The following is a 19,172-nucleotide window of genomic DNA, read 5'->3' on the forward strand; positions in this document are numbered from 1 at the left end:
AAAAACTGTTGTCGGGGAAGATATGCATGAGACTGGGATTTGGAAAAGGCAATGGGGTCGACCCGACCGGCGTTCTGAACGCGATTGCGAGTGCTGTTGTCGTGGCCAACCGGGATGGCAAAATCAAGTTTGTCAATCAGGCCACCGAGCAACTGTTTAACACCAGTGCCGCCGTGCTGTGCCGCAGTGACCTGACGGATTTCATCCCACAGGACAGCCCTGTTTTTTCCCTGATCAGACAGGCCGTTGATGAGGCAACCTTGGTTGCCGATCATAATCTTCTGATCGAAAGCCCGAAAATCGGCAAACACACCGTTAACCTGACGGTTGGCTCAATGCCCGATGACAGCGATTGCGCGGTTCTGACCTTTGAGCCGCGCTCGATCGCGCAAAAGATCGACAACCAGTTGCTGAGCCGAAATTCAGCACGCTCTGTCAGTGCCATGGCGGCCATTCTGGCGCATGAAATCAAAAACCCGCTTTCGGGTATTCGTGGTGCCGCGCAGTTGCTTGAGCAAACCAGTAACGAAGATGATCGCGTGCTGACGCGCCTTATTTGTGATGAAGCCGACCGCATCGTCGAACTTGTTGACCGGATGGAGATTTTCTCTGACAAGCCGCTGGAGCGTGGGGCTGTCAATATCCATACGGTTCTGGAGCATGTGCGTCGTCTGGCCGAAAACGGCTTTGCCAAGAACCTGACATTCGAAGAAATATACGATCCGTCCTTGCCGCCGGTATTTGGCAATCGTGATCAGCTTGTTCAGGTGTTCTTGAACCTGATCAAGAATGCCGGTGAGGCAGTCGATCCGAAGGATGGTGTTATTACCATTTCGACCCGCTATCAGCATGGTATCCGCCTTGCCGTGGCCGGCGGTGACGCGCGCGTTCACCTGCCGCTAGTGGTATCGGTGCGTGATAACGGGCCGGGTATTCCACAAGACATGCGCGAAAGCCTGTTTGACCCGTTTGTGACGACAAAACCGACCGGATCGGGGCTTGGCCTTGCACTGGTTGCGAAAATTATCAATGACCATGGCGGTGTGATTGAAGTGAAAGATGTGCCCGGGGGAGGTGCAGAGTTTCAAATCATGCTGCCAATTTACAATCGGGCATTGGCCGAGGGGGCCGCTGATCCGATCATAATCAATAACAGGGAAGAAACCGCATGAGTACGAGCCCTGCGAGAATTCTGGTTGCCGACGATGATCGGGCCATTCGCACTGTCCTGACGCAGGCATTGTCGCGTCAGGGACACGAAGTCCGCAGTACTGGCCATGGCCGCACACTTTGGGACTGGATCGCCGATGGGGATGGCGATCTGGTGATTACCGATGTGATGATGCCTGACGAGAACGGGTTGGATATGGTGCCGCGCATTCGCAAGCTGCGCCCGGACCTTCGCGTTATTGTCATGAGTGCTCAGAATACGCTGATGACGGCAGTAAAGGCCGCCCAGCGCGGCGCGTTTGAATATCTTCCAAAACCATTTGATCTTAATGAGTTGATGGGGATTGTTGATCGCGCACTTGAGACGCCGCAGGCAAATGAAACCGGTAAGTCCGAGGATGAGGAGGGCGATGATCGCCTGCCACTGATCGGCCGTTCACCGGCGATGCAGGAAATTTATCGTGCGCTGGCGCGTCTGATGAATACCGACCTGACCGTGATGGTGACCGGTGAAAGCGGTACCGGCAAGGAATTGGTTGCGCGCGCACTGCATGAATATGGCGGACGCCGTCATGGTCCGTTTGTTGCCATCAACATGGCCGCCATCCCGCGCGAACTGATCGAAAGCGAACTGTTCGGTCATGAAAAAGGTGCCTTCACCGGTGCAAACGAACGCAAGGTCGGCCGGTTTGAACAGGCCGAGGGTGGCACGCTGTTTCTTGATGAAATCGGCGACATGCCGCTTGAAGCCCAGACCCGCTTGTTGCGTGTTTTGCAGGAAGGTGAGTACACCCGTGTTGGCGGGCGTACGCCCATTCGGGTCAATGTGCGCATTGTTGCGGCCACGCACCGTGATTTGCGCAAGCTGATCCGCGAAGGCACGTTCCGTGAAGATTTGTTCTATCGCCTGAATGTCGTGCCGATCCGTCTGCCGTCGCTGCGTGAACGGCTGGAAGATATTCCGGAACTGGTCAATCACTTCCTGATGCAGGCCAGTGAAGAAGGCCTTCCGCGCAAGACGTTGTCGTCCGAAGCGATGGCGCGCCTAAAAGCGCATCGCTGGCCGGGCAACATCCGAGAACTTGAAAACATGGTACGGCGCCTGACGGCACTTTATTCGCATGATGTCATCGGTGTCGATGTCATCGAGACCGAGTTTTCCGAGAATAATATCAGCGAAGCCGCACCGACTGCGGAACCACAGTCGCTTTCAGAATCCATAGAACGCCATGTTCGCGAATATTTTGATGCCCATGATGACGATCTGCCTGCGAACGGTCTTTATGATCGCATTTTGCGGGAAATGGAGCGTCCGCTTTTGAACGTCACACTTGAAGCAACGCGGGGCAATCAGGTCAAGGCGGCAGAGGTTCTTGGCCTTAACCGCAATACGCTGCGCAAGAAGATCCGTGATCTTGGACTGGAAGTCGTCAGGGGCACGAAATGAATAATACCGACCGTTCGATCTCCAACCGGTTCTTGCGGTCGGGCTTTGTACGGTTTCTGGGGCGGCTGGGACAGTCACGGCGTTTTGCGTTTGGATTGGTTACTTCTGCCCTTGTTTCGGTAACGGCGACCTACCTGGCGATGACCGGGACGGCGCCATTCCGGCCTGATCCGCGCCTGATTTTGTTGCTGCTAAACATCGACCTTGTGTTGGTGTTGCTTTTGGCGACGCTTGTGGCGCGCAAGCTTGTCCAGATCTGGGTGGAACGCCGGCGCGGGGTTGCCGGGGCCAAGCTTCATACCCGTATGGTTTTGATGTTTTCGCTGGTCGCAGTGACACCGGCGATTGTGGTTGCGATATTCTCGGCACTTTTCCTGCATTTCGGTATTCAGGGCTGGTTTAGCGACCGCATCAGAACCGCCGTTGAAGAAAGTATGGTGATTGCCGATGCCTATTTGCGCGAACATCAGGAACTGATCCGCGCGGATGCCTTGGCAACCACCAGTGACTTGCAGCGTTTCGGCGTCAATTTTTCGACCAGTCCGGACCGCATTTCGAACTTTCTGACCGATCAGGCACTGGCGCGCGGGTTGCCGGAAGTGATGATGGTCGACGGATCCGGTCAGATTATCGCCCAATCCGAATACAGTTTTTCCTACGATACCAATCAGGTTTCGGTGCCACCGGAAGTCTTTGACGAAGCACGTCAGAAAGACGTTGTTCTGATGATCGGTTCAAGCGATAACCGCATCCGCGCAATCGCCAAAATCCCAAGCTTTATTGATGCTTTCTTGCTGGTTGGTCGTTTTGTCGACCCCAACGTTCTGGATCGCATCGACAAGGCCCGGCGTGCGGTTGATGCCTATGAAAGTCTTGAAGGTGAACGTTCGGGGATTGTGATTACCTTTGTCATGATCTTCGTTCTGATCTCTGTTGTGCTGCTTTTGGCGGCTGTGACGCTGGGCCTTATGGTGGCAACCCGTTTGGTCCAGCCTGTGTCGCAGTTGATTACCGGCGCGGAACGTGTGCGCGACGGGGATTTGTCTTTCCGTGTGCCGCTTGACGGGCAGGGCGATGAGCTTGAAGCGCTTAGTCGTGCGTTTAACCGCATGACAGCCCAGCTTGAAACCCAGCGCAATGAACTGATTGCAGCCAACCGGCTGAACGATGAACGGCGTCGCTTTACCGAGGCCATCCTTGGCGGGGTTACCGCCGGCGTGATTGGCCTTGATCCGGCACGCAAGATTGATCTTCCAAACCGCAGTGCATCGGATCTTCTTGGCGTTGATCTTGAGGATTACCTGGCACAGGAACTGACCGACGTTATTCCGGAGTTTCAGCCACTGTTTGACGATTTTGCCCGCGACGGAGATCGCAGCAAGCCACGCCAGATCGAAATTCGCCGTGATGGTGTCAACCTGACACTGATGGCGCGTGTGACAGCGGAATGGGCCGATGATGGCACGGTGTTTGGCTATGTCGTGACCTTTGACGATGTCACGGAACTTCAGACCGCACAGCGTATGGCAGCCTGGGCTGATGTCGCGCGCCGTATCGCCCATGAAATCAAAAACCCGCTGACACCGATCCAGCTTTCAGCAGAACGTTTGAAGCGCCGGTATCTGAAGCAAATCACTGATGATCAGGAAGTCTTTACGACCTGTACCGATACGATCATCCGACAGGTTTCCGATATCGGGCGGATGGTCGACGAGTTTTCCAGCTTTGCCCGCATGCCATCACCAACCATGCGATTGGAAAACATCGGTGAGCTGGTGAAAAGTGCGGTCTTCCTGCAAAAACAGGCGCACAGCAATATCACTTATGATTTTGACCGCAGTGGCATCGAAGATCTGCAAATTTCGTGTGATGCGCATCAGGTCAATCAATGCCTGACCAATACGCTCAAGAATGCGGCAGAGGCGATTGAAGGCCGTGAAAAGCCCACAGAGGGTGAAGTGCCACCTGGCAAGATCGAGATTTCAGTCGCGGTGTCGCCCGACAATCAACGCGTTTTTGTGGCTGTGTCGGATAACGGCAAGGGCCTTCCGGCAGAACATCGCGAACGCCTGACCGAGCCCTATGTCACCACCCGATCAAAGGGAACCGGGCTTGGATTGGCGATCGTAAAGAAAATCATGGAAGACCATGGTGGAGAGCTTATACTCTCCGACGGCGTTGAAAGCGGAGCTACGATTACGCTATCTTTCCCAAAGGTTGTAGAAGCCGAAATTGATAGTATGGCTTCGGACGCACATTCCTCAGGCAATTGATTTAGTTGTCAAAATCGAAACAAGAAAAAGATTGATTTGGTCACGACATGGCGCACGACATTCTTATTGTCGACGATGAAGAAGATATCCGGGCTCTGATATCAGGCATCCTCGAGGACGAGGGTTATACAACCCGTCAGGCAGGATCAAGCCAGGGCGCGCTGTCAGAGGTTGCCGCCCGTCGGCCGAGCCTTGTGGTGCTTGATATCTGGATGGATGAAAGCGATCACGATGGCATCGAGACGCTTAAGCTGATCAAGCGCGAGCACAGCGAAGTCCCGGTCGTGATGATTTCCGGTCACGGTAATATTGAAACGGCACTCGAAGCGTCGCGCATCGGTGCCTATGACTTCATCGAAAAACCGTTCAATACTGACCGCCTTTTGATGGTGGTCGAACGCGCCATTGATGATGCGCGCCTGCGCCGTGAAAACCGTGAACTGACCTTGCGGGCCGGCGGCGATACCGAACTCGTTGGCAAATCATCGGTTTTGAACAACCTGCGCCAGTCGGCCGAACGGGTTGCGCGTACCGGCAGCCGCATTCTGATCCATGGGCCGGCCGGATCGGGCAAGGAAGTTGTCGCGCGCCTGATCCATCAGAAATCCGCCCGTGCCGAGGCGCCGTTTGTCGTGCTGAACTGTGCCAATATTTCGCCCGACACCATGGAAGAATCGCTGTTTGGTGCGGTTGCGACTTCGGATCGTGAGGCGCGCACAGGCGTGCTTGAATTGGCCCATGGCGGGACCTTGTTGCTTGATGAAGTGGCCGATATGCCGCTTGAAACCCAGGGCAAGATTGTCCGGGTTTTGCAGGATCAAACGTTTGAACGCGTTGGCGGATCGGTTCCGGTCAATGTTGATGTGCGCGTTATCGCAACAACTGCACGCGACCTTGAACAACGCATTGCCGAGCAGAAATTCCGCCAGGACCTTTATTACCGCCTCAATGTTGTGCCGCTTGAAGTACCATCCTTGCAGCAGCGTCGCGAAGATATTCCGATGTTGGCGGAAATGTTCCTTGATCGTTATGCCGATGCGACGGGGCTTCCCAAACGGAAACTTTCGCCCGAGGCAATGGCAACCCTGCATGCTTATGATTGGCCGGGCAATGTGCGCCAGTTGCGCAATGTCATCGAAAGATTGATGATCATGGCGCCCGATGATGACGACAAGGTGGATCTGATCAGTGGTAAAATGCTGCCATCAGAGCTGTTTTCTGACGTGCCGACGTCGCTAAGTTTTGACAAGACCAGTGAAATCATGGCATTGCCGCTCCGCGAAGCGCGGGAGATGTTTGAAAAAGAATATCTCCAGACACAGATCGACCGTTTTGGCGGGAATATCTCCAAAACGGCAAGCTTTGTCGGCATGGAACGCTCAGCCTTGCATCGCAAGCTGAAAAGCCTTGGTGTGAACGGTCAATAAGCCCAAACTCACCATGGACTGTTGTGAACGGGAGAATTCGAAATGAAGGTCATCATTTGCGGCGCCGGGCAGGTGGGGTTCCACATTGCCAAATATCTGGCTGCGGAAAACAATGATGTAACCGTGATCGACCAGTCCGAAGAACTGGTACGCAAGATTTCCGACACGCTTGAGGTCAAGGGCATCATTGGCTTTGGGTCGCACCCGGATGTGTTGCAGCAGGCCGGCGCCGAAGAGGCCGACATGCTGATCGCGGTGACCTTTGCCGATGAAGTCAATATGACAGCCTGTCAGGTGGCGCATTCGCTGTTTAACGTGCCAACCAAAATTGCCCGTATCCGCAGCCAGACTTATTTGCAGCCGGAATGGGCCAGCCTGTTTGGCCGTGAAAAGCTTCCGATTGATGTGGTGATTTCGCCCGAGATGGAAGTCGCGCGCGCGGTTGCACGCCGCCTTCAGGCACCCGGTGCGTTCGACATGATCCCGTTTGCCGATGACAAGGTCAAAATCCTTGGCATCCGGTGTAGCGATGATTGCCCGGTGATCAATACGCCGTTGCGTCAGCTTCATCAGCTTTTCCCGGATCTTAACATCTCGATCCTTGGCATGATCCGCGGTGACAAGGCCGTCTATCCCAAGGGCGATGACCAGATGCTGGCGGGTGACCTTGTGTATCTTGCCGTATCGAGCGACCAGGTGGATCGCGCAATGTCGGCCTTTGGTCATGAAGACCCCGAAGCACGCCGTATCGTGATTTTTGGCGGCGGGAACATCGCATTGTTCCTGGCCGAGGAAATCAACAAGAACTTCCCGGGGGTGACCACCCGACTGGTCGAAGCCGATCCGGAACGCGCGCGCTATGTCGCGCAGAAACTGCCAAAGAAAAGCGTTGTTCTGCGCGGGGACGTTCTTGATCCGGAACTGCTTGAAGAAGCCAATGTCGGCAATGCCGAGGCGGTTGTTGCGCTGACCAATGACGATGAAACCAACATTCTGGCATCACTTCTGGCCAAGCGGTATGGCTGCCCGCGTGCGCTGACCCTGATTAACAAAAGCACCTATAACTCGCTGGTTTCCGAACTTGGCGTGGATGTGGTGATCAGCCCGCGTATGACGACGGTGTCGACCATCCTGCATCATGTACGCCGCGGCCGTATTCGTGCCGTGCACAGCCTGTCAGAGGGCTTTGGCGAGGTTCTTGAGGCAGAGGCACTTGAAACTGCACCAATTGTTGGCAAGGCGATCAAGGATATCGCGATGCCGGCAAGCGTGGTCTTTGGGGCCATTTTGCGCGATGGCGAAGTTGTGATGCCGCGCGCCGCCACCGTGATCGAGGCCAACGACCGGATTGTCGTATTTGCCGGTTCGGAACAGATCAAGAAGGTCGAAAAGATGTTCGCTGTTCGTCTGGAATACTTCTGATAAATCAGAGCGCTGCCGTAATCCTCATACAATATATTCCCGATCCTGCCAACGGAAGTTCAAATGTCTGATCAATTGCCCCATCCGCCAAAGGCCGTCATATTTGACTGGGATAACACCCTTGTCGATAGCTGGGGAACGATCCAGGCAGCGCTTAACATGACATTTGACGACTTCGGGCTTGAGACATGGACGCTTGACCAAACCAAGCAGCGTGTCGCGCGCTCGATGCGAGACAGTTTCCCGATCTTGTTTGGTGAAGATCGCTGGGAGCAGGCCAAAGACAGCTTTTATGGTCACTTCCAGTCTATTCATCTTGAAACCCTGATGCCGTTGGCCGGGGCGCATGATCTGTTATGTGCACTGCGTGATAACGGCACTTATATCGGGGTGGTCAGTAACAAGAACGGGGATTTCTTGCGCAAGGAAGCCGATCACCTTGGGTGGACACCATTTTTTGGCAGGATTGTCGGTGCAACCGATGCCGCCAAGGACAAACCGGCACCCGATCCGGTGCATCTGGCGATGGGCGACTCTTCGGCGCCGCAATATGAGAATCTGTGGTTTGTTGGCGACAGCGTGGTCGATATTCAGTGCGCGCGCAACGTCGGGGCGACTGCAATTCTGATTGGCGATGAAATTACCGGTCACGGCGATACGCAGAATTCCGCGACTCTTAGCCCTGATTGGCATTTCGCTGATTGCGGGGCGCTTGTAGGGGTTGTAAAAGGCTTCTCGAAAGTCTTATAGTTCATAGAGGTCATTAAAAATGGGGCCGGAATCGTGACAGACCTTTAAGTCGACGGTTCCACATTTTCCTTGACCGCCCGAAACCAAAAAAACGCTCATAAAAGAAGGCTAGGTCTAACCGATGGCGGAAAAATCACAGAATGTTCAGGACGTCTTCCTGAATTATTGCCGTAAAAACAAAACGCCGGTTACCGTGTTTCTGGTCAACGGAGTCAAATTGCAGGGCATCATTACCTGGTTTGACAATTTCTCTGTTTTGCTGCGGCGCGATGCTCATACCCAGCTCGTATACAAACATGCGATTTCGACGGTAATGCCGACGACGCCGATCAAACTGTTTGATCCGAGCCAGCCTGCGACGGAAGAAGAAAATAGCTGAAGAATCTCTGACTTCGGGGGGCGGCGATACGCCAGAAGCTCCCCGGGTCCTAGTTTTCCACCCGGAACTAAAACGCGCAGACCAGACCGGTGCTTGGCGCGACGCATCGTCGCGTCTCGAAGAAGCGGTCAGTCTTACGGGTGCACTTGATTTTGAAGTGGTGGGCGCGGAAATTGTGCCCATCGCGAAATTGCGGCCTTCAACCCTGTTTGGCAAAGGCGTTACCGAACGTCTTGGTCTGCAGATCAAGGCCATTGAGGCCGACATTGTCATGATCAACGGCCAGCTTTCCCCGATCCAGCAACGTAATCTGGAACGCGAGTGGAAATGCAAGGTTATTGACCGGACCGGCCTGATTCTTGAAATCTTTGCTGATCGCGCGCGGACGCGTGAAGGCCGTTTGCAGGTTCAACTGGCACTGCTGAGCTATCAGCGGTCGCGCCTTGTCCGGACGTGGACGCACCTTGAACGTCAACGTGGTGGGCGTGGCTTCCTTGCCGGTCCTGGTGAACGTCAGATCGAGATCGACCGTCGTTTGATCGGTGACAAGCTTGCCAAGCTCCGTCGTGAGCTTGAAGAAGTCAAACGGACGCGCGAACTTCACCGTGAAGCACGCCGTCGGGTGCCGTATCCGATTGTGGCTCTTGTCGGTTACACCAACGCCGGTAAATCGACGCTGTTTAACCAGCTGACCGTGTCCGAGGTCTTTGCCGAGGACATGCTGTTTGCGACGCTTGATCCGACCATGCGTGGTTTGATCCTGCCAAGTGGTCGCAAGGTTATTCTGTCTGATACCGTGGGATTTGTGTCAGATCTTCCGCACGATCTTGTCGCGGCGTTCCGTGCAACGCTTGAAGAAGTTCTTGAAGCCGACCTGATTGTTCATGTCCGCGATGCGGCTTCGCCGGAAACCGAAGAGCAAAAGCTTGATGTGCTTGAAGTTCTTAAGGAGCTTGGGCTTAAGAAGGCGATTGACGGCGAGGAACTTGTCGAGGCGCTGAACAAGATTGATCAGCTCAAAGGCGAAGAACTGCAAGCCGTTTCGGAATATTCTGCGCGCCATGACAATACGATCGCGATTTCAGCCATCAAAGGTACCAATTGCGATGCATTGCTTGGCCTGATTGAAGACCGGCTGACCGAAGATATGCCGGTGTTTGAGCTTTGTGTGCCGTATTCGGATGGCAAATCACTGGCGCGGCTTTATGAGCAGGGCGAGGTTTTGAAACGCAACGAAGGTGCCGACGGCATTTCGGTTCAGGTGCGCGTCGATACGACCCGCGTTGGCCGTTTCGAAGACTGGTGTGCCAAGGCCGGGCTCGATGTTCATCTGGTTTGATAGGGAGAGAGCGCGTGGCGATTAAAGTCGATATGGACAAAGTGACCGAAATCATTCGGGAAGTGTCGGCTGCTGAAATTGCCCCGCGTTTTGGCCAGTTGGATGATGCAGATATCGATACCAAGACCCATGCGATGGATCTGGTGACGATTGCGGATACTGAAGCTGAGCGCGTTCTGACTCGCCGTTTGACCGATCTTTTGCCGGGCAGCCGCGCCCTTGGCGAAGAAGCCGCCCATGAAGACCCGACTTTGCAGGAGCGGATCTTTGCTGGCGATGATCCGTTCTGGATCATTGATCCGGTGGATGGCACCAAGAACTTCGCCCATCACAAACAACCGTTCCGTTGCATGGTCGGCCTTTATTCTGGTGGCGAAACCGTTGCTGCCTGGATTGTCGATCCGATTGAAGGGGCGGCAACCGTTGCAGAACTGGGGTCGGGGACGCGTTACCGGGATCAGCCGGTTTCCGTGCGTTCCAACATCACCAAGGCGTCTGATGCCAAAGGTTTTCTGATTTCCTACGCACGGGACCGCATCCGCAAGCATTACGGCCATCTCGATTTCTTTGCCGATGTTGCGCATTATTCCTGCTGTGGTGCCGAGTATGAGGAAACAGCGCGTGGGGCGTTTGATTTCTGTGCCTATCGGACACTTAAACCCTGGGATCATGCGCCGGGCACATTGCTGGTGCGTGAGGCTGGTGGCTATGCGCGCTATATCACTGCCGACAAGAACAATGAATATAACGCCAATGCCACGGCGGCCGGACTTTTGTGCGCCAGCTCCGAGGAGCTGTGGGCAGAAATCAATGAAATTCTGATACCGCTCTTTACCTGAGTTTGATCAGACCTGACCGCGTTCGGTCTTTTTCGCCACATCCCAGAGACTATCCATTTCAGCCAGATCGGAGTCCGCAGCCGTGCGGCCGTCGCGTGCCAGTTCGTCTTCGATGAAGTGGAAGCGTTTGGTGAACTTATGGTTCGCGCCGCGAAGGGCCACTTCGGGATCAACACCGATCTTGCGCGCAAGATTGGCCATCACAAACAACATATCACCAAGTTCATCCTGCAAACGGGCCGGATCCGGGTTTTCCGTCATTTCGGCTTTGAGTTCGTCGATTTCTTCGTGAAGCTTGTCAAAGACTTCATCGGTGCTGGGCCAGTCGAACCCGACACGCGCGGCGCGTTTGGTCAGTTTTTCCGCACGCATTAACGCGGGCAGGGCGCTTGCGACCCCATCAAGGGCGCTGTGGCGTTCGTGTCCTTTGTCTTCGGCCTTCCGGGCGCGTTCGGCGGCCTTGATCTTTTCCCAAGTCTGATTGACGCCATCGGTCGTCGTAGCATCCCCGTCGCCAAAAACATGCGGATGACGGCTGATCATTTTTGAAACGATGCTGTTGGCGACGTCTTCGAACTCGAAATGACCGGCTTCCTTCGCCATCTGGGCATGGAACACCACCTGCAACAGCAGATCGCCCAACTCGTTGCAAAGCTCTGGCATGTCATTGTCGGCAATCGCATCAGCCACTTCGTAGGCTTCTTCGATGGTGTAGGGGGCAATGGTGGAGAAATCCTGTTCGAGATCCCACGGGCAGCCACCATCGGGATTGCGCAGCTTTGCCATGACGTCGAGGAGTTCGTTGATGGCTTTGCTGTTATGCGTGGTCATGGTCGATGTCCCGTCTGTTTTGCTGGTGTGCCCCGATTATCCTTTAAGTCCTATCGCGCTGCATCAAAACTGACAAGCATATGATCAAGGCAAAACAAAACCCGCAAGGCCAATGCGGCACTTGCGGGTTTTGCTGTGATGTTCGGATGCCCTTTTGGCTTATGCAGCCTTGAGCTTTTCCTGTTTTTCGGTGCTGTCATCCTTGGTTTGCTTGGATGATGCTCTTTCTTCTTTTTTGCCTTCGACGAGGCCGCGATGCAGGGCGACAATTGCCTTGTTGAAGTCGCCTTCGGCAACAACAAACTGCAGATCAACGCGGCGGCTCGGATAGTGGGAGGCCACCAGTTCAACACCGGCATCATCAAGGATCGATACCGCGCGGGCGAACAGACCCGGCTGTTCGATGTTGGCACCAATCACCGAGACAATAGCGACCTTACGGGTCTGAACGGTTGCCTCTGGCTGATTTGCCTCGATCTCGTCAACGCAGCGGCGGATCTGCTTGAGCGGTGCCGACACGTAATGCGTAATCGTATTGGCGTTCAGGTTCTTGGTAACGGTCGGGACCTTGTAACGTTTCAGAACGTTCAGGATCGCTTCCTCGCCACCTGGAACACCAACCATATCCTGATTGAAGACTTCAATCTCGAACGCGGTCGGAACGCCAGTCACGATTTCAACACGGCTGTTTTCCGGCTCCCAATGATCGTCAATAACCGTGCCCGGATGTTCCGGTTCAAAGGTATTGGCAATCCTCAGCGGAATATCGTTCTGACGAAGGCCTTTGGCCGCACGCGGGTGGATGGCTTCCATGCCCATGTTCGACAACTGGTCGGCCACGTCGTAGCTGGTGCGGCCAATCGGGCGCACAGCATCTTCGCCGACGATGCGCGGATCAGCACTCGACAAGTGGAATTCCTTGTGAATGATCGCTTCGCGCGCCTGGGTCAGGCAGGCAATGCGCGAGAAGGTCACTTCACTGTAGCCACGGCCATAGATGCTCATCAGGCCTTCGCTGCACTGGGCATAGCCCGTCGCAATGGCAAGCTGCTTGGAAAGGTCGATGTCATCAAACACCTTCCCAATACGACCATCAAGGGTAGAGGCCTCTGGCTCACGCCAGCCCGAAAGATCGGCAAAGACCGCATTCACACCCTTGGCGCGCAGGAGAAGCATGGTGTTGTGCGCACTGTGCGCTTCACCAATGGCTGACAGCATTTCACGTACGGTCAGAAGATGCTTTTCAAGCTTGAAGTGACCGAAGCTGCACAGACGATGAAGATCCATCAGGCAGCTGCGCGTGCCTTCAATGCGTTCCTGTACAAAGGCATTGGCAAGTTTCAGTTCCGGCGCGTCGCCAAAAATTTCTTCGTTAATGGCGCACATCTTTTCGGAGACCTTGGTCAAGGCATCGCCCCAGGCCCAATCGGTTTCCGAGCCGGCGTAAAGCTGATAGACGCCCGGTTCACCGGTCTTTTTGTTTTCCAGCAAAAGGTCGGTAAAACCGCCATATGCCGAAACAACAAAGACACGGTTGTAAAGCTCGTCTTCCTTACGGTTGCCGACAAGAATGTTGTCCATGACCGCATCAACCTGGGTCATCGACGTACCGCCGATCTTGTGAACGCTATGCCCTGCGTCCTTGTTTTTCTGGGCTGAAAGCATGTTGCCTCCTTTAGGGGCGTTTCCTTTAAAGAATATGCTTTAAATGGTCGGGCAGTCGTTAGGTGCCGCCCGACCAGAAATTGTTAGCTTGCGAGTGCTTCGCCATCGAGCGGATAAACACCGTTCTCGTCATGCACTTCACGGCCATTCAGCGGCGGGTTGAAGGCACAGGCAACTACCATGTCCTCGGTGCCGCCACGCAGATAGTGGCGGTCATGCTTGTCAAGGATGTAAACCGTGCCCGGCTCGATCTTGTATTTCTTGCCGTCAGCAATGGTTTCGACTTCGCCGTTGCCCGAGATGCAGTAAACCGTCTCGAAATGGTTGGCGTAGCATATCTCGGTTTCGGTGCCGGCATAAATGGTGGTGATGTGGAACGAGAAACCCATGCCATCTTCGGCGAGCGACAGGCGGGTGCTTTCCCAGTTGTCCGAAACCACGCGGCGACCGGATGCTTCACATTCTTTCAGAGTACGAACAATCATTTTTAACTCTTTGATATAATTAAGTTGTGGGGCCGGGCGACGCAGTTAAGCGTCGCCCAAACTATGTTACTCAGCGGCTGCTTTGGACGGGGAAACGTCCTTGCCCATGGCTTTGGCGGTTGCCAGTTCAAGGATTTCCAGTCCATGTGCCAGATCCTGCTTGGAGATGATCAGCGGCACAAGGCATTTGACCACTTCATCTTCCGGACCACTGGTTTCGATCACAAGGTTATGCTTGAAGCATTCCTTGGTGACCTTCGATGCCAGTTCGCCGCTTTCAAAGCAGATACCCTGCATCAGGCCACGGCCCTTGCGATAGAGTTTGCCATCGCCATAGCGATCAATGATTTCATCGAGGCGCGTTTCGAGGAACGCAGCCTTGTCGCGTACATCAGCAGCAAACTTGTCATCCGACCAGAAATGGTCAAGCGCAGCAGCGGCAGTCACAAACGCGTGGTTGTTACCACGGAAGGTGCCGTTATGTTCGCCCGGATGCCAGACATCGAGTTCCGGCTTCATCAGAACTACGGCAAGCGGAAGACCATACGCCGAAAGGGATTTCGACAGCGTGATAACGTCCGGCTTGATGCCAGCAGGTTCGAAGCTAAAGAACGTACCGGTACGGCCACAGCCCGCCTGAATGTCATCGACAATCAGAAGGATGTCATGCTTGCGGCAAACCTTTTCCAGGTTCTTGAGCCAGCCAAAGTCAGCGGCATTCAGGCCACCTTCACCCTGAAGGGTTTCGACGATCACGGCTGCGGGCAGGGCGATGCCGCTGGAGTTGTCCGAAAGGACACGGTCCAGATACTCGGTGGTATCAGCACCGTCACCCATGTAACCGTCAAACGGTACTGCAACAGCATTATCAAGCGAGACGCCAGCAGCACCACGATGATGTTCGTTGCCCGTGATGGCAAGCGAACCAAGCGTGCAACCATGGAAGCCGTTGGTAAACGAAATCACGGTTTCGCGGCCCTTGACGCGACGGGCCAGTTTAAGAGCAGCTTCGACGGCGTTGGTGCCGGTCGGGCCAGTAAACTGGACCTTGTATTCCATGTCGCGCGGCTTGAAGATTTTCTCTTCGAGCGCTTCAAGAAAGGCTGCCTTGGCCTTGGTGTGCATGTCCAGACCATGGGTTACGCCGTTTGATTTGATATAATCAATCAGCTTTTCCTGCAGGACAGGATGGTTATGGCCATAGTTCAGCGTGCCGGCACCGGCAAGGAAATCAAGATAGCGGTTGCCATCGACATCGGTCAGCCAAGCGCCCTCAGCACTTTCAAAGGTTACGGGGAAGGAGCGTGCATAGCTCTGAACTTCCGATTCAAGGCGATCAAATACAGTCATAGTTCCCTCTTTCAGATTGGGAAAATCAAGTCCACCTGTCATACCGAACGTTCCGGCGTGCCGGATGTTCCAGAAATGGTCGATGCCATTTCGCGTATGACAAGTGGGGAAATTAGGTCAGCCGGATTAGGCGGCGACGCGTTCGACGTCTTCGCGCTCGAACGGACCGATCTGCCAAAGAATTTCGCTGGCAGCGGCGCCTTCGAAGTGTGTTTCGCGTTCAAACTGGACCTTGCGCTTAACATCAGTACCCAGTTCGCGCGCAACGGAACGGAAGACACCCTGCGACGGTGCGTTCGTCGAGGTGATCGTTGTGTTCAGCTGCGAGACGTTGTGGCAGGACGGACGATCCAGAATGTCAAGGATCAGACGCTTCGCCAGACGCAGGCCTCGGGCCTTGGGCGAAACTGCCACCTGCCAGATGAAAAGCTGATCAGGCTGGTCGGGGACGATATAGCCCGAAACGAAACCGACGGCTTCGCCGTTCAGTTCGGCAATCGCGCACGTGCCTGAGAAGTGCGAGCACTGCAGCAGATTGCAATACATCGAGTTTTCATCCAGCGGCTTGCAGTCGGCAATGAGGTTATTCACCGCAGCGCCGTCTGTGGCCTTGGGTTTACGGATAATCAGGTTGGCTTTCTGGCCGGTATTGCCGTTTGTGTTGGCAATTTTCATCGGTCTGCCTGCTCTGTTATTTCGATACACGATCATTTATGTCGCGAGAGATGTATAGAACAACGATACAAATTGATCAACCCCTTCTCTGTGACTTTCCTGTGAAACTCTATAAGTTATTGATATTAAGCTAAACATTGATGTATCGCCCTTCGATAAGGATAATATTCTTTCGATGAAATATTGTTTCCTGAATAGAGCGATAATCGATGGAATAAATGATCGAAATTCGATATAAAAGTGTCTTAAAGCGTTGCGCAGCCGCGGGTCCGGGGCTAAAACAACGCTTGCTATAGAAACGAAAAACGTCCGGAAAATAACAATGGATAAATTGCATGAAGCGTTGATCTCCATCCGCCGCATTTTGCGGGCGAGTGATATCCACGCCAAAAAGCTTGGTAAAGTGACCGGGCTTAAAACATCCCAGCTTCTTGTTTTGCAATCGCTTGAGGAATTCGGTGAGATGACGGTTGGCCAGATCGCGGCCAAGGTTAATCTGGCCCAGGCATCGACCACGGCGCTTGTCGACAAGTTGCAGGCGATGCGGCTTGTGACACGCGAGCGCGGCGACACCGACAAGCGCAAGGTGTTCGTCAGGCTTACCGATCAAGGCAGGGCCATTCTGGATCGCGCGCCGATGGCGCTTCATGACCGTTTTTCGGACAAGTTCAACAATCTTGAAGAATGGGAACAGACGTTTCTCATCGCAGCCCTGCAACGTGTTTCAGGGATGATGGATGCCAGTGATATCGACGTCGCCCCCGTTCTGGACCACGACGAGATTGTTGAAAGGGCGGTAGATCGACACTGAATGCAGTGAGATCAATGTTTCCTTTAGTTCGTTGTAAATAAAGAAAAAAGTACACGACGCGACCTAGGTGTCGTACCTGGGCTTTGGTGTGGCATCCGGGGCTGTTGGCGTGTGGAAAGCTCCACTTGGTATGTTTTTAGGTTGACCAAATCAACCATGAGTGCATTCATTCAAAAAAACATATATGTGGAGGATGCAATGTCTGGAAGCAATTCCTGGTCTCGTCGTAATGTTCTGAAATCTTCGTTGGCACTGGCGGGTATGGGGGCAACCGGGTTGTTTCCCGGGGCTGCGTCAGCGCTTGGTTCCCTGAAACTTGGTGCGTCAGACATCACGGTCATATCGGATGGTAATCTGATGTTGCCGTTATCTTTTGCCTTTCCTGATGTGTCACAGGATGAACTGGTTGCTTTGCTTAAGGCCGAGGGGCAACCAACGGATGCGTTGCTGCCCGATTGCAACATCACCGTTTTGCGCCGTGGTGATCGGGTGGTGATGTTTGATGTTGGCGCTGGCCCGAATTTCATGCCGTCAGCCGGCAAGCTTATGGACAACATTGATGCGGCCGGTGTCAGCCCGGATGAAGTGACCGATATTGTTTTTACGCACGCGCATCCCGACCATCTGTGGGGGCTGATTGATGATTTCGACGAATTGATCTTTGCCGACGCGCGCTATCACATGAACCGGATCGAGTGGGAATACTGGCAGGCCGAGGATACGCTTGAAAAAACGCCCGACGCGCGCAAAAGCTTTGTGGTCGGGGCGCGCAACCGCATGGCCTTCCTTGAGGATCGTATCGAGTTGTTCGATTATGACGCAGAGGTGGTACCCGGTGTCGAGGCAGTCGATACTGCCGGTCACACACCCGGGCATACATCTTTCATGATCCATGACGGATCAAACAGCGCACTTGTGGTGGGCGATGCCATTACCAATGTTGCCGTCTCCTTGATCCATCCAGAATGGCCAAGCGGATCTGATCAGGATGCCGAAAAGGGCATTGCCACGCGCAAGATGCTGCTCGATCGGCTTGCCGTCGATGGATCGCGGATTATCGGCTTTCACATGCCGCATCCAGGCCTTGGCGTGATCGAGCGGGCACGTCCGGCATATCGGTTTGTTGTGGCGGGATAATTGCTGCGTGGGTTTTGGTTTAACCGTGCTTGCGCAGCGATATTGCGCGCAGGAACCCAAACGGTGATCCTTCAAGAAGGACGCCAAGGCCGACCCGCGCGCCGATGGCAATCGAGATCATTACAATCGGCGAAGAAATTGCCAGCGTGGAGAACGCGCTGACACCTTGGCCGATGGTGCAGCCAAGGGCAAAAACGCCGCCAGTTCCCATCAAAAATGCGCCAAGCAGGTGGCGACCAAGTTCGCGGGCGTCATCGCAGGCTTCCCAGCGCATGTCGTTGCTTTTCCAAGCTGCCAGTGCCGCGCCCAGAAACACCCCAATCACCAATCCAACCCCGTAATCGGGCAGGGCCCCGGTAACGGTGATGATCTGCATGATTGTATCGCCAACCGGGGTGACAAAGGAGCCTGCCTCGATCTGGGTTTCAACAAAGCGATATTTTGCAAAGCTCGTCGTCCAGATCCAACCAAGCGATATGCAGGCACCAATTGTGATGGCGCCAAGCGCCTTTGCGCGTTCGGCACGGAAATCAGAACTGCGAAAGACCCACCAAAGGCCGATGGCACTGATCAGCAGGGCAATCGGATAGTGCAGATCAAATCCGCTGGCGTTTGATGCGATCGCGCCAATCGATTGCGATCCGGCCGAGGTGAACTCAATCGACAGCGGATCAAGAAACCAGACACGAAAATGGCCCGTTACGCCGCGAAGGGCAGCAATGGCGGCTAGTCCGATACCGGTCAGGACAACCAGTGCACGCAGATTGCCACCGCCCAGACGAATGATCGCGCCAAATCCGCATGTGCCGACAAAGGCCATGCCAAAGCCAAACATCAGCCCGCCCAGAATGCTGCCTGCAATCGGCAGGGTCGGGGTAATGTAGAAACTGTTGGAAAGATCAATAACGCCAAGGGCGATAAACGTTTGGGTGCAGAACAGTGCAGTGATGGCCGCCAGCACCCAGGCGCGCAGACCGATGCTATTGGCGGCAAACCAATAGCGTTCAAGGGCTGCCATCGTGCAGAAATGTTGTCGACGTGCGACAAATCCCACCACGATGCCGGTCAAAACACCGACAAGCGGCAGGGCCCAAGGATTATCCAAACCCAGCATGACGTTTTCCTCCCGCCTTGTTGATTGTAATTTTTTGCCAAGGCGTCGGCGGAATCGT

Annotated in this window: 17 protein-coding genes; 11 read left to right on the plus strand and 6 right to left on the minus strand. The window is 54.4% G+C overall.

Annotated features, from left to right (window positions below):
* The first annotated feature begins 26 nt into the window (after positions 1–26).
* The 9 genes from IT893_RS08465 (at position 27) to IT893_RS08505 (ending at position 11,046) form a co-directional block, all read left to right on the plus strand.
* Positions 27–1,172: a nitrogen regulation protein NR(II) gene (locus IT893_RS08465; RefSeq protein ID WP_008891088.1), complete on the plus strand. Its 1,146-nt coding sequence runs from the start codon at positions 27–29 to the stop codon at positions 1,170–1,172.
* Entirely contained in the window at positions 1,169–2,617 is a 1,449-nt protein-coding gene (ntrC, locus tag IT893_RS08470) for a nitrogen regulation protein NR(I) (RefSeq protein WP_008891087.1), read from the plus strand. Before IT893_RS08465 ends, ntrC begins: the two co-directional genes overlap by 4 nt.
* Entirely contained in the window at positions 2,614–4,890 is a 2,277-nt protein-coding gene (locus IT893_RS08475) for a PAS domain-containing sensor histidine kinase (RefSeq protein ID WP_197147445.1), read from the plus strand. The genes ntrC and IT893_RS08475 overlap by 4 nt, the downstream gene beginning before the upstream one ends.
* Before the next feature lie 47 nt (positions 4,891–4,937).
* A complete protein-coding gene (locus tag IT893_RS08480; protein ID WP_008891085.1) occupies positions 4,938–6,317 on the plus strand; it encodes a sigma-54 dependent transcriptional regulator in 1,380 nt (459 codons plus the stop codon).
* Positions 6,318–6,359: 42 nt separating this feature from the next.
* Positions 6,360–7,739, plus strand: coding sequence for a Trk system potassium transporter TrkA (gene trkA, locus IT893_RS08485; protein ID WP_008891084.1), 1,380 nt, complete (start codon positions 6,360–6,362; stop codon positions 7,737–7,739).
* A gap of 63 nt (positions 7,740–7,802) precedes the next feature.
* The gene (locus IT893_RS08490; protein ID WP_197147446.1) at positions 7,803–8,489 is read left to right on the plus strand and encodes an HAD family hydrolase; all 687 of its coding nucleotides are present in this window, start codon (positions 7,803–7,805) and stop codon (positions 8,487–8,489) included.
* 121 nt (positions 8,490–8,610) lie between these two features.
* A complete protein-coding gene (hfq, locus tag IT893_RS08495) occupies positions 8,611–8,868 on the plus strand; it encodes an RNA chaperone Hfq (protein WP_008891082.1) in 258 nt (85 codons plus the stop codon).
* On the plus strand, positions 8,861–10,207 hold the full coding sequence (gene hflX, locus IT893_RS08500) for a GTPase HflX (RefSeq protein ID WP_371810699.1): 1,347 nt from the start codon (positions 8,861–8,863) through the stop codon (positions 10,205–10,207). Before hfq ends, hflX begins: the two co-directional genes overlap by 8 nt.
* A 14-nt stretch (positions 10,208–10,221) precedes the next feature.
* Positions 10,222–11,046 carry an inositol monophosphatase gene (locus IT893_RS08505; RefSeq protein ID WP_252724118.1) on the plus strand — a complete coding sequence of 275 codons (825 nt, stop codon included), beginning with the start codon at positions 10,222–10,224 and terminating at the stop codon, positions 11,044–11,046.
* Between the two features lie 6 nt (positions 11,047–11,052).
* Here IT893_RS08505 and mazG read toward each other — a convergent pair whose 3' ends face one another.
* The 5 genes from mazG to ectA form a co-directional block, all read right to left on the minus strand.
* Positions 11,053–11,877 carry a nucleoside triphosphate pyrophosphohydrolase gene (gene mazG, locus IT893_RS08510; protein ID WP_197147448.1) on the minus strand — a complete coding sequence of 275 codons (825 nt, stop codon included), beginning with the start codon at positions 11,875–11,877 and terminating at the stop codon, positions 11,053–11,055.
* A 159-nt stretch (positions 11,878–12,036) separates the two neighbouring features.
* On the minus strand, positions 12,037–13,542 hold the full coding sequence (locus IT893_RS08515) for an aspartate kinase (RefSeq protein ID WP_197147449.1): 1,506 nt from the start codon (positions 13,540–13,542) through the stop codon (positions 12,037–12,039).
* Positions 13,543–13,625: 83 nt separating this feature from the next.
* Positions 13,626–14,027, minus strand: a complete 402-nt coding sequence (locus tag IT893_RS08520) for an ectoine synthase (protein ID WP_008891076.1) — start codon at positions 14,025–14,027, stop codon at positions 13,626–13,628.
* Between the two features lie 66 nt (positions 14,028–14,093).
* Positions 14,094–15,377 carry a diaminobutyrate--2-oxoglutarate transaminase gene (gene ectB / locus IT893_RS08525; protein ID WP_197147450.1) on the minus strand — a complete coding sequence of 428 codons (1,284 nt, stop codon included), beginning with the start codon at positions 15,375–15,377 and terminating at the stop codon, positions 14,094–14,096.
* 126 nt (positions 15,378–15,503) lie between these two features.
* Positions 15,504–16,052: a diaminobutyrate acetyltransferase gene (ectA, locus tag IT893_RS08530; protein WP_197147451.1), complete on the minus strand. Its 549-nt coding sequence runs from the start codon at positions 16,050–16,052 to the stop codon at positions 15,504–15,506.
* Between the two features lie 322 nt (positions 16,053–16,374).
* Here ectA and IT893_RS08535 point away from each other — a divergent pair, with 322 nt between their 5' ends.
* Both IT893_RS08535 and IT893_RS08540 read left to right on the plus strand, forming a co-directional pair.
* Entirely contained in the window at positions 16,375–16,863 is a 489-nt protein-coding gene (locus tag IT893_RS08535; protein ID WP_008891073.1) for a MarR family winged helix-turn-helix transcriptional regulator, read from the plus strand.
* Positions 16,864–17,061: 198 nt separating this feature from the next.
* Positions 17,062–18,000, plus strand: coding sequence for an MBL fold metallo-hydrolase (locus IT893_RS08540; protein WP_252724119.1), 939 nt, complete (start codon positions 17,062–17,064; stop codon positions 17,998–18,000).
* Between the two features lie 19 nt (positions 18,001–18,019).
* On the opposite strand, the gene IT893_RS08545 is transcribed toward IT893_RS08540, so the two are convergent.
* On the minus strand, positions 18,020–19,114 hold the full coding sequence (locus IT893_RS08545) for a YeeE/YedE family protein (protein WP_197147453.1): 1,095 nt from the start codon (positions 19,112–19,114) through the stop codon (positions 18,020–18,022).
* Between the last annotated feature and the right edge of the window lie 58 nt (positions 19,115–19,172).

Source organism: Thalassospira sp. A40-3, assembly GCF_015871485.1.
GTDB classification, from domain to species: Bacteria; Pseudomonadota; Alphaproteobacteria; order Rhodospirillales; family Thalassospiraceae; genus Thalassospira; species Thalassospira tepidiphila.

Excerpts from the sequence above, each read along its gene's own strand:
- IT893_RS08465 (WP_008891088.1), top strand. The coding sequence starts at position 27 with ATGAGACTGGGATTTGGAAAAGGCAATGGGGTCGACCCGACCGGCGTT.
- ntrC (WP_008891087.1), top strand. The coding sequence starts at position 1,169 with ATGAGTACGAGCCCTGCGAGAATTCTGGTTGCCGACGATGATCGGGCC.
- IT893_RS08475 (WP_197147445.1), top strand. The coding sequence starts at position 2,614 with ATGAATAATACCGACCGTTCGATCTCCAACCGGTTCTTGCGGTCGGGC.
- IT893_RS08480 (WP_008891085.1), top strand. The coding sequence starts at position 4,938 with ATGGCGCACGACATTCTTATTGTCGACGATGAAGAAGATATCCGGGCT.
- trkA (WP_008891084.1), top strand. The coding sequence starts at position 6,360 with ATGAAGGTCATCATTTGCGGCGCCGGGCAGGTGGGGTTCCACATTGCC.
- IT893_RS08490 (WP_197147446.1), top strand. The coding sequence starts at position 7,803 with ATGTCTGATCAATTGCCCCATCCGCCAAAGGCCGTCATATTTGACTGG.
- hfq (WP_008891082.1), top strand. The coding sequence starts at position 8,611 with ATGGCGGAAAAATCACAGAATGTTCAGGACGTCTTCCTGAATTATTGC.
- mazG (WP_197147448.1), bottom strand. The coding sequence starts at position 11,877 with ATGACCACGCATAACAGCAAAGCCATCAACGAACTCCTCGACGTCATG.
- IT893_RS08515 (WP_197147449.1), bottom strand. The coding sequence starts at position 13,542 with ATGCTTTCAGCCCAGAAAAACAAGGACGCAGGGCATAGCGTTCACAAG.
- IT893_RS08520 (WP_008891076.1), bottom strand. The coding sequence starts at position 14,027 with ATGATTGTTCGTACTCTGAAAGAATGTGAAGCATCCGGTCGCCGCGTG.
- ectB (WP_197147450.1), bottom strand. The coding sequence starts at position 15,377 with ATGACTGTATTTGATCGCCTTGAATCGGAAGTTCAGAGCTATGCACGC.
- ectA (WP_197147451.1), bottom strand. The coding sequence starts at position 16,052 with ATGAAAATTGCCAACACAAACGGCAATACCGGCCAGAAAGCCAACCTG.
- IT893_RS08535 (WP_008891073.1), top strand. The coding sequence starts at position 16,375 with ATGGATAAATTGCATGAAGCGTTGATCTCCATCCGCCGCATTTTGCGG.
- IT893_RS08540 (WP_252724119.1), top strand. The coding sequence starts at position 17,062 with ATGTCTGGAAGCAATTCCTGGTCTCGTCGTAATGTTCTGAAATCTTCG.
- IT893_RS08545 (WP_197147453.1), bottom strand. The coding sequence starts at position 19,114 with ATGCTGGGTTTGGATAATCCTTGGGCCCTGCCGCTTGTCGGTGTTTTG.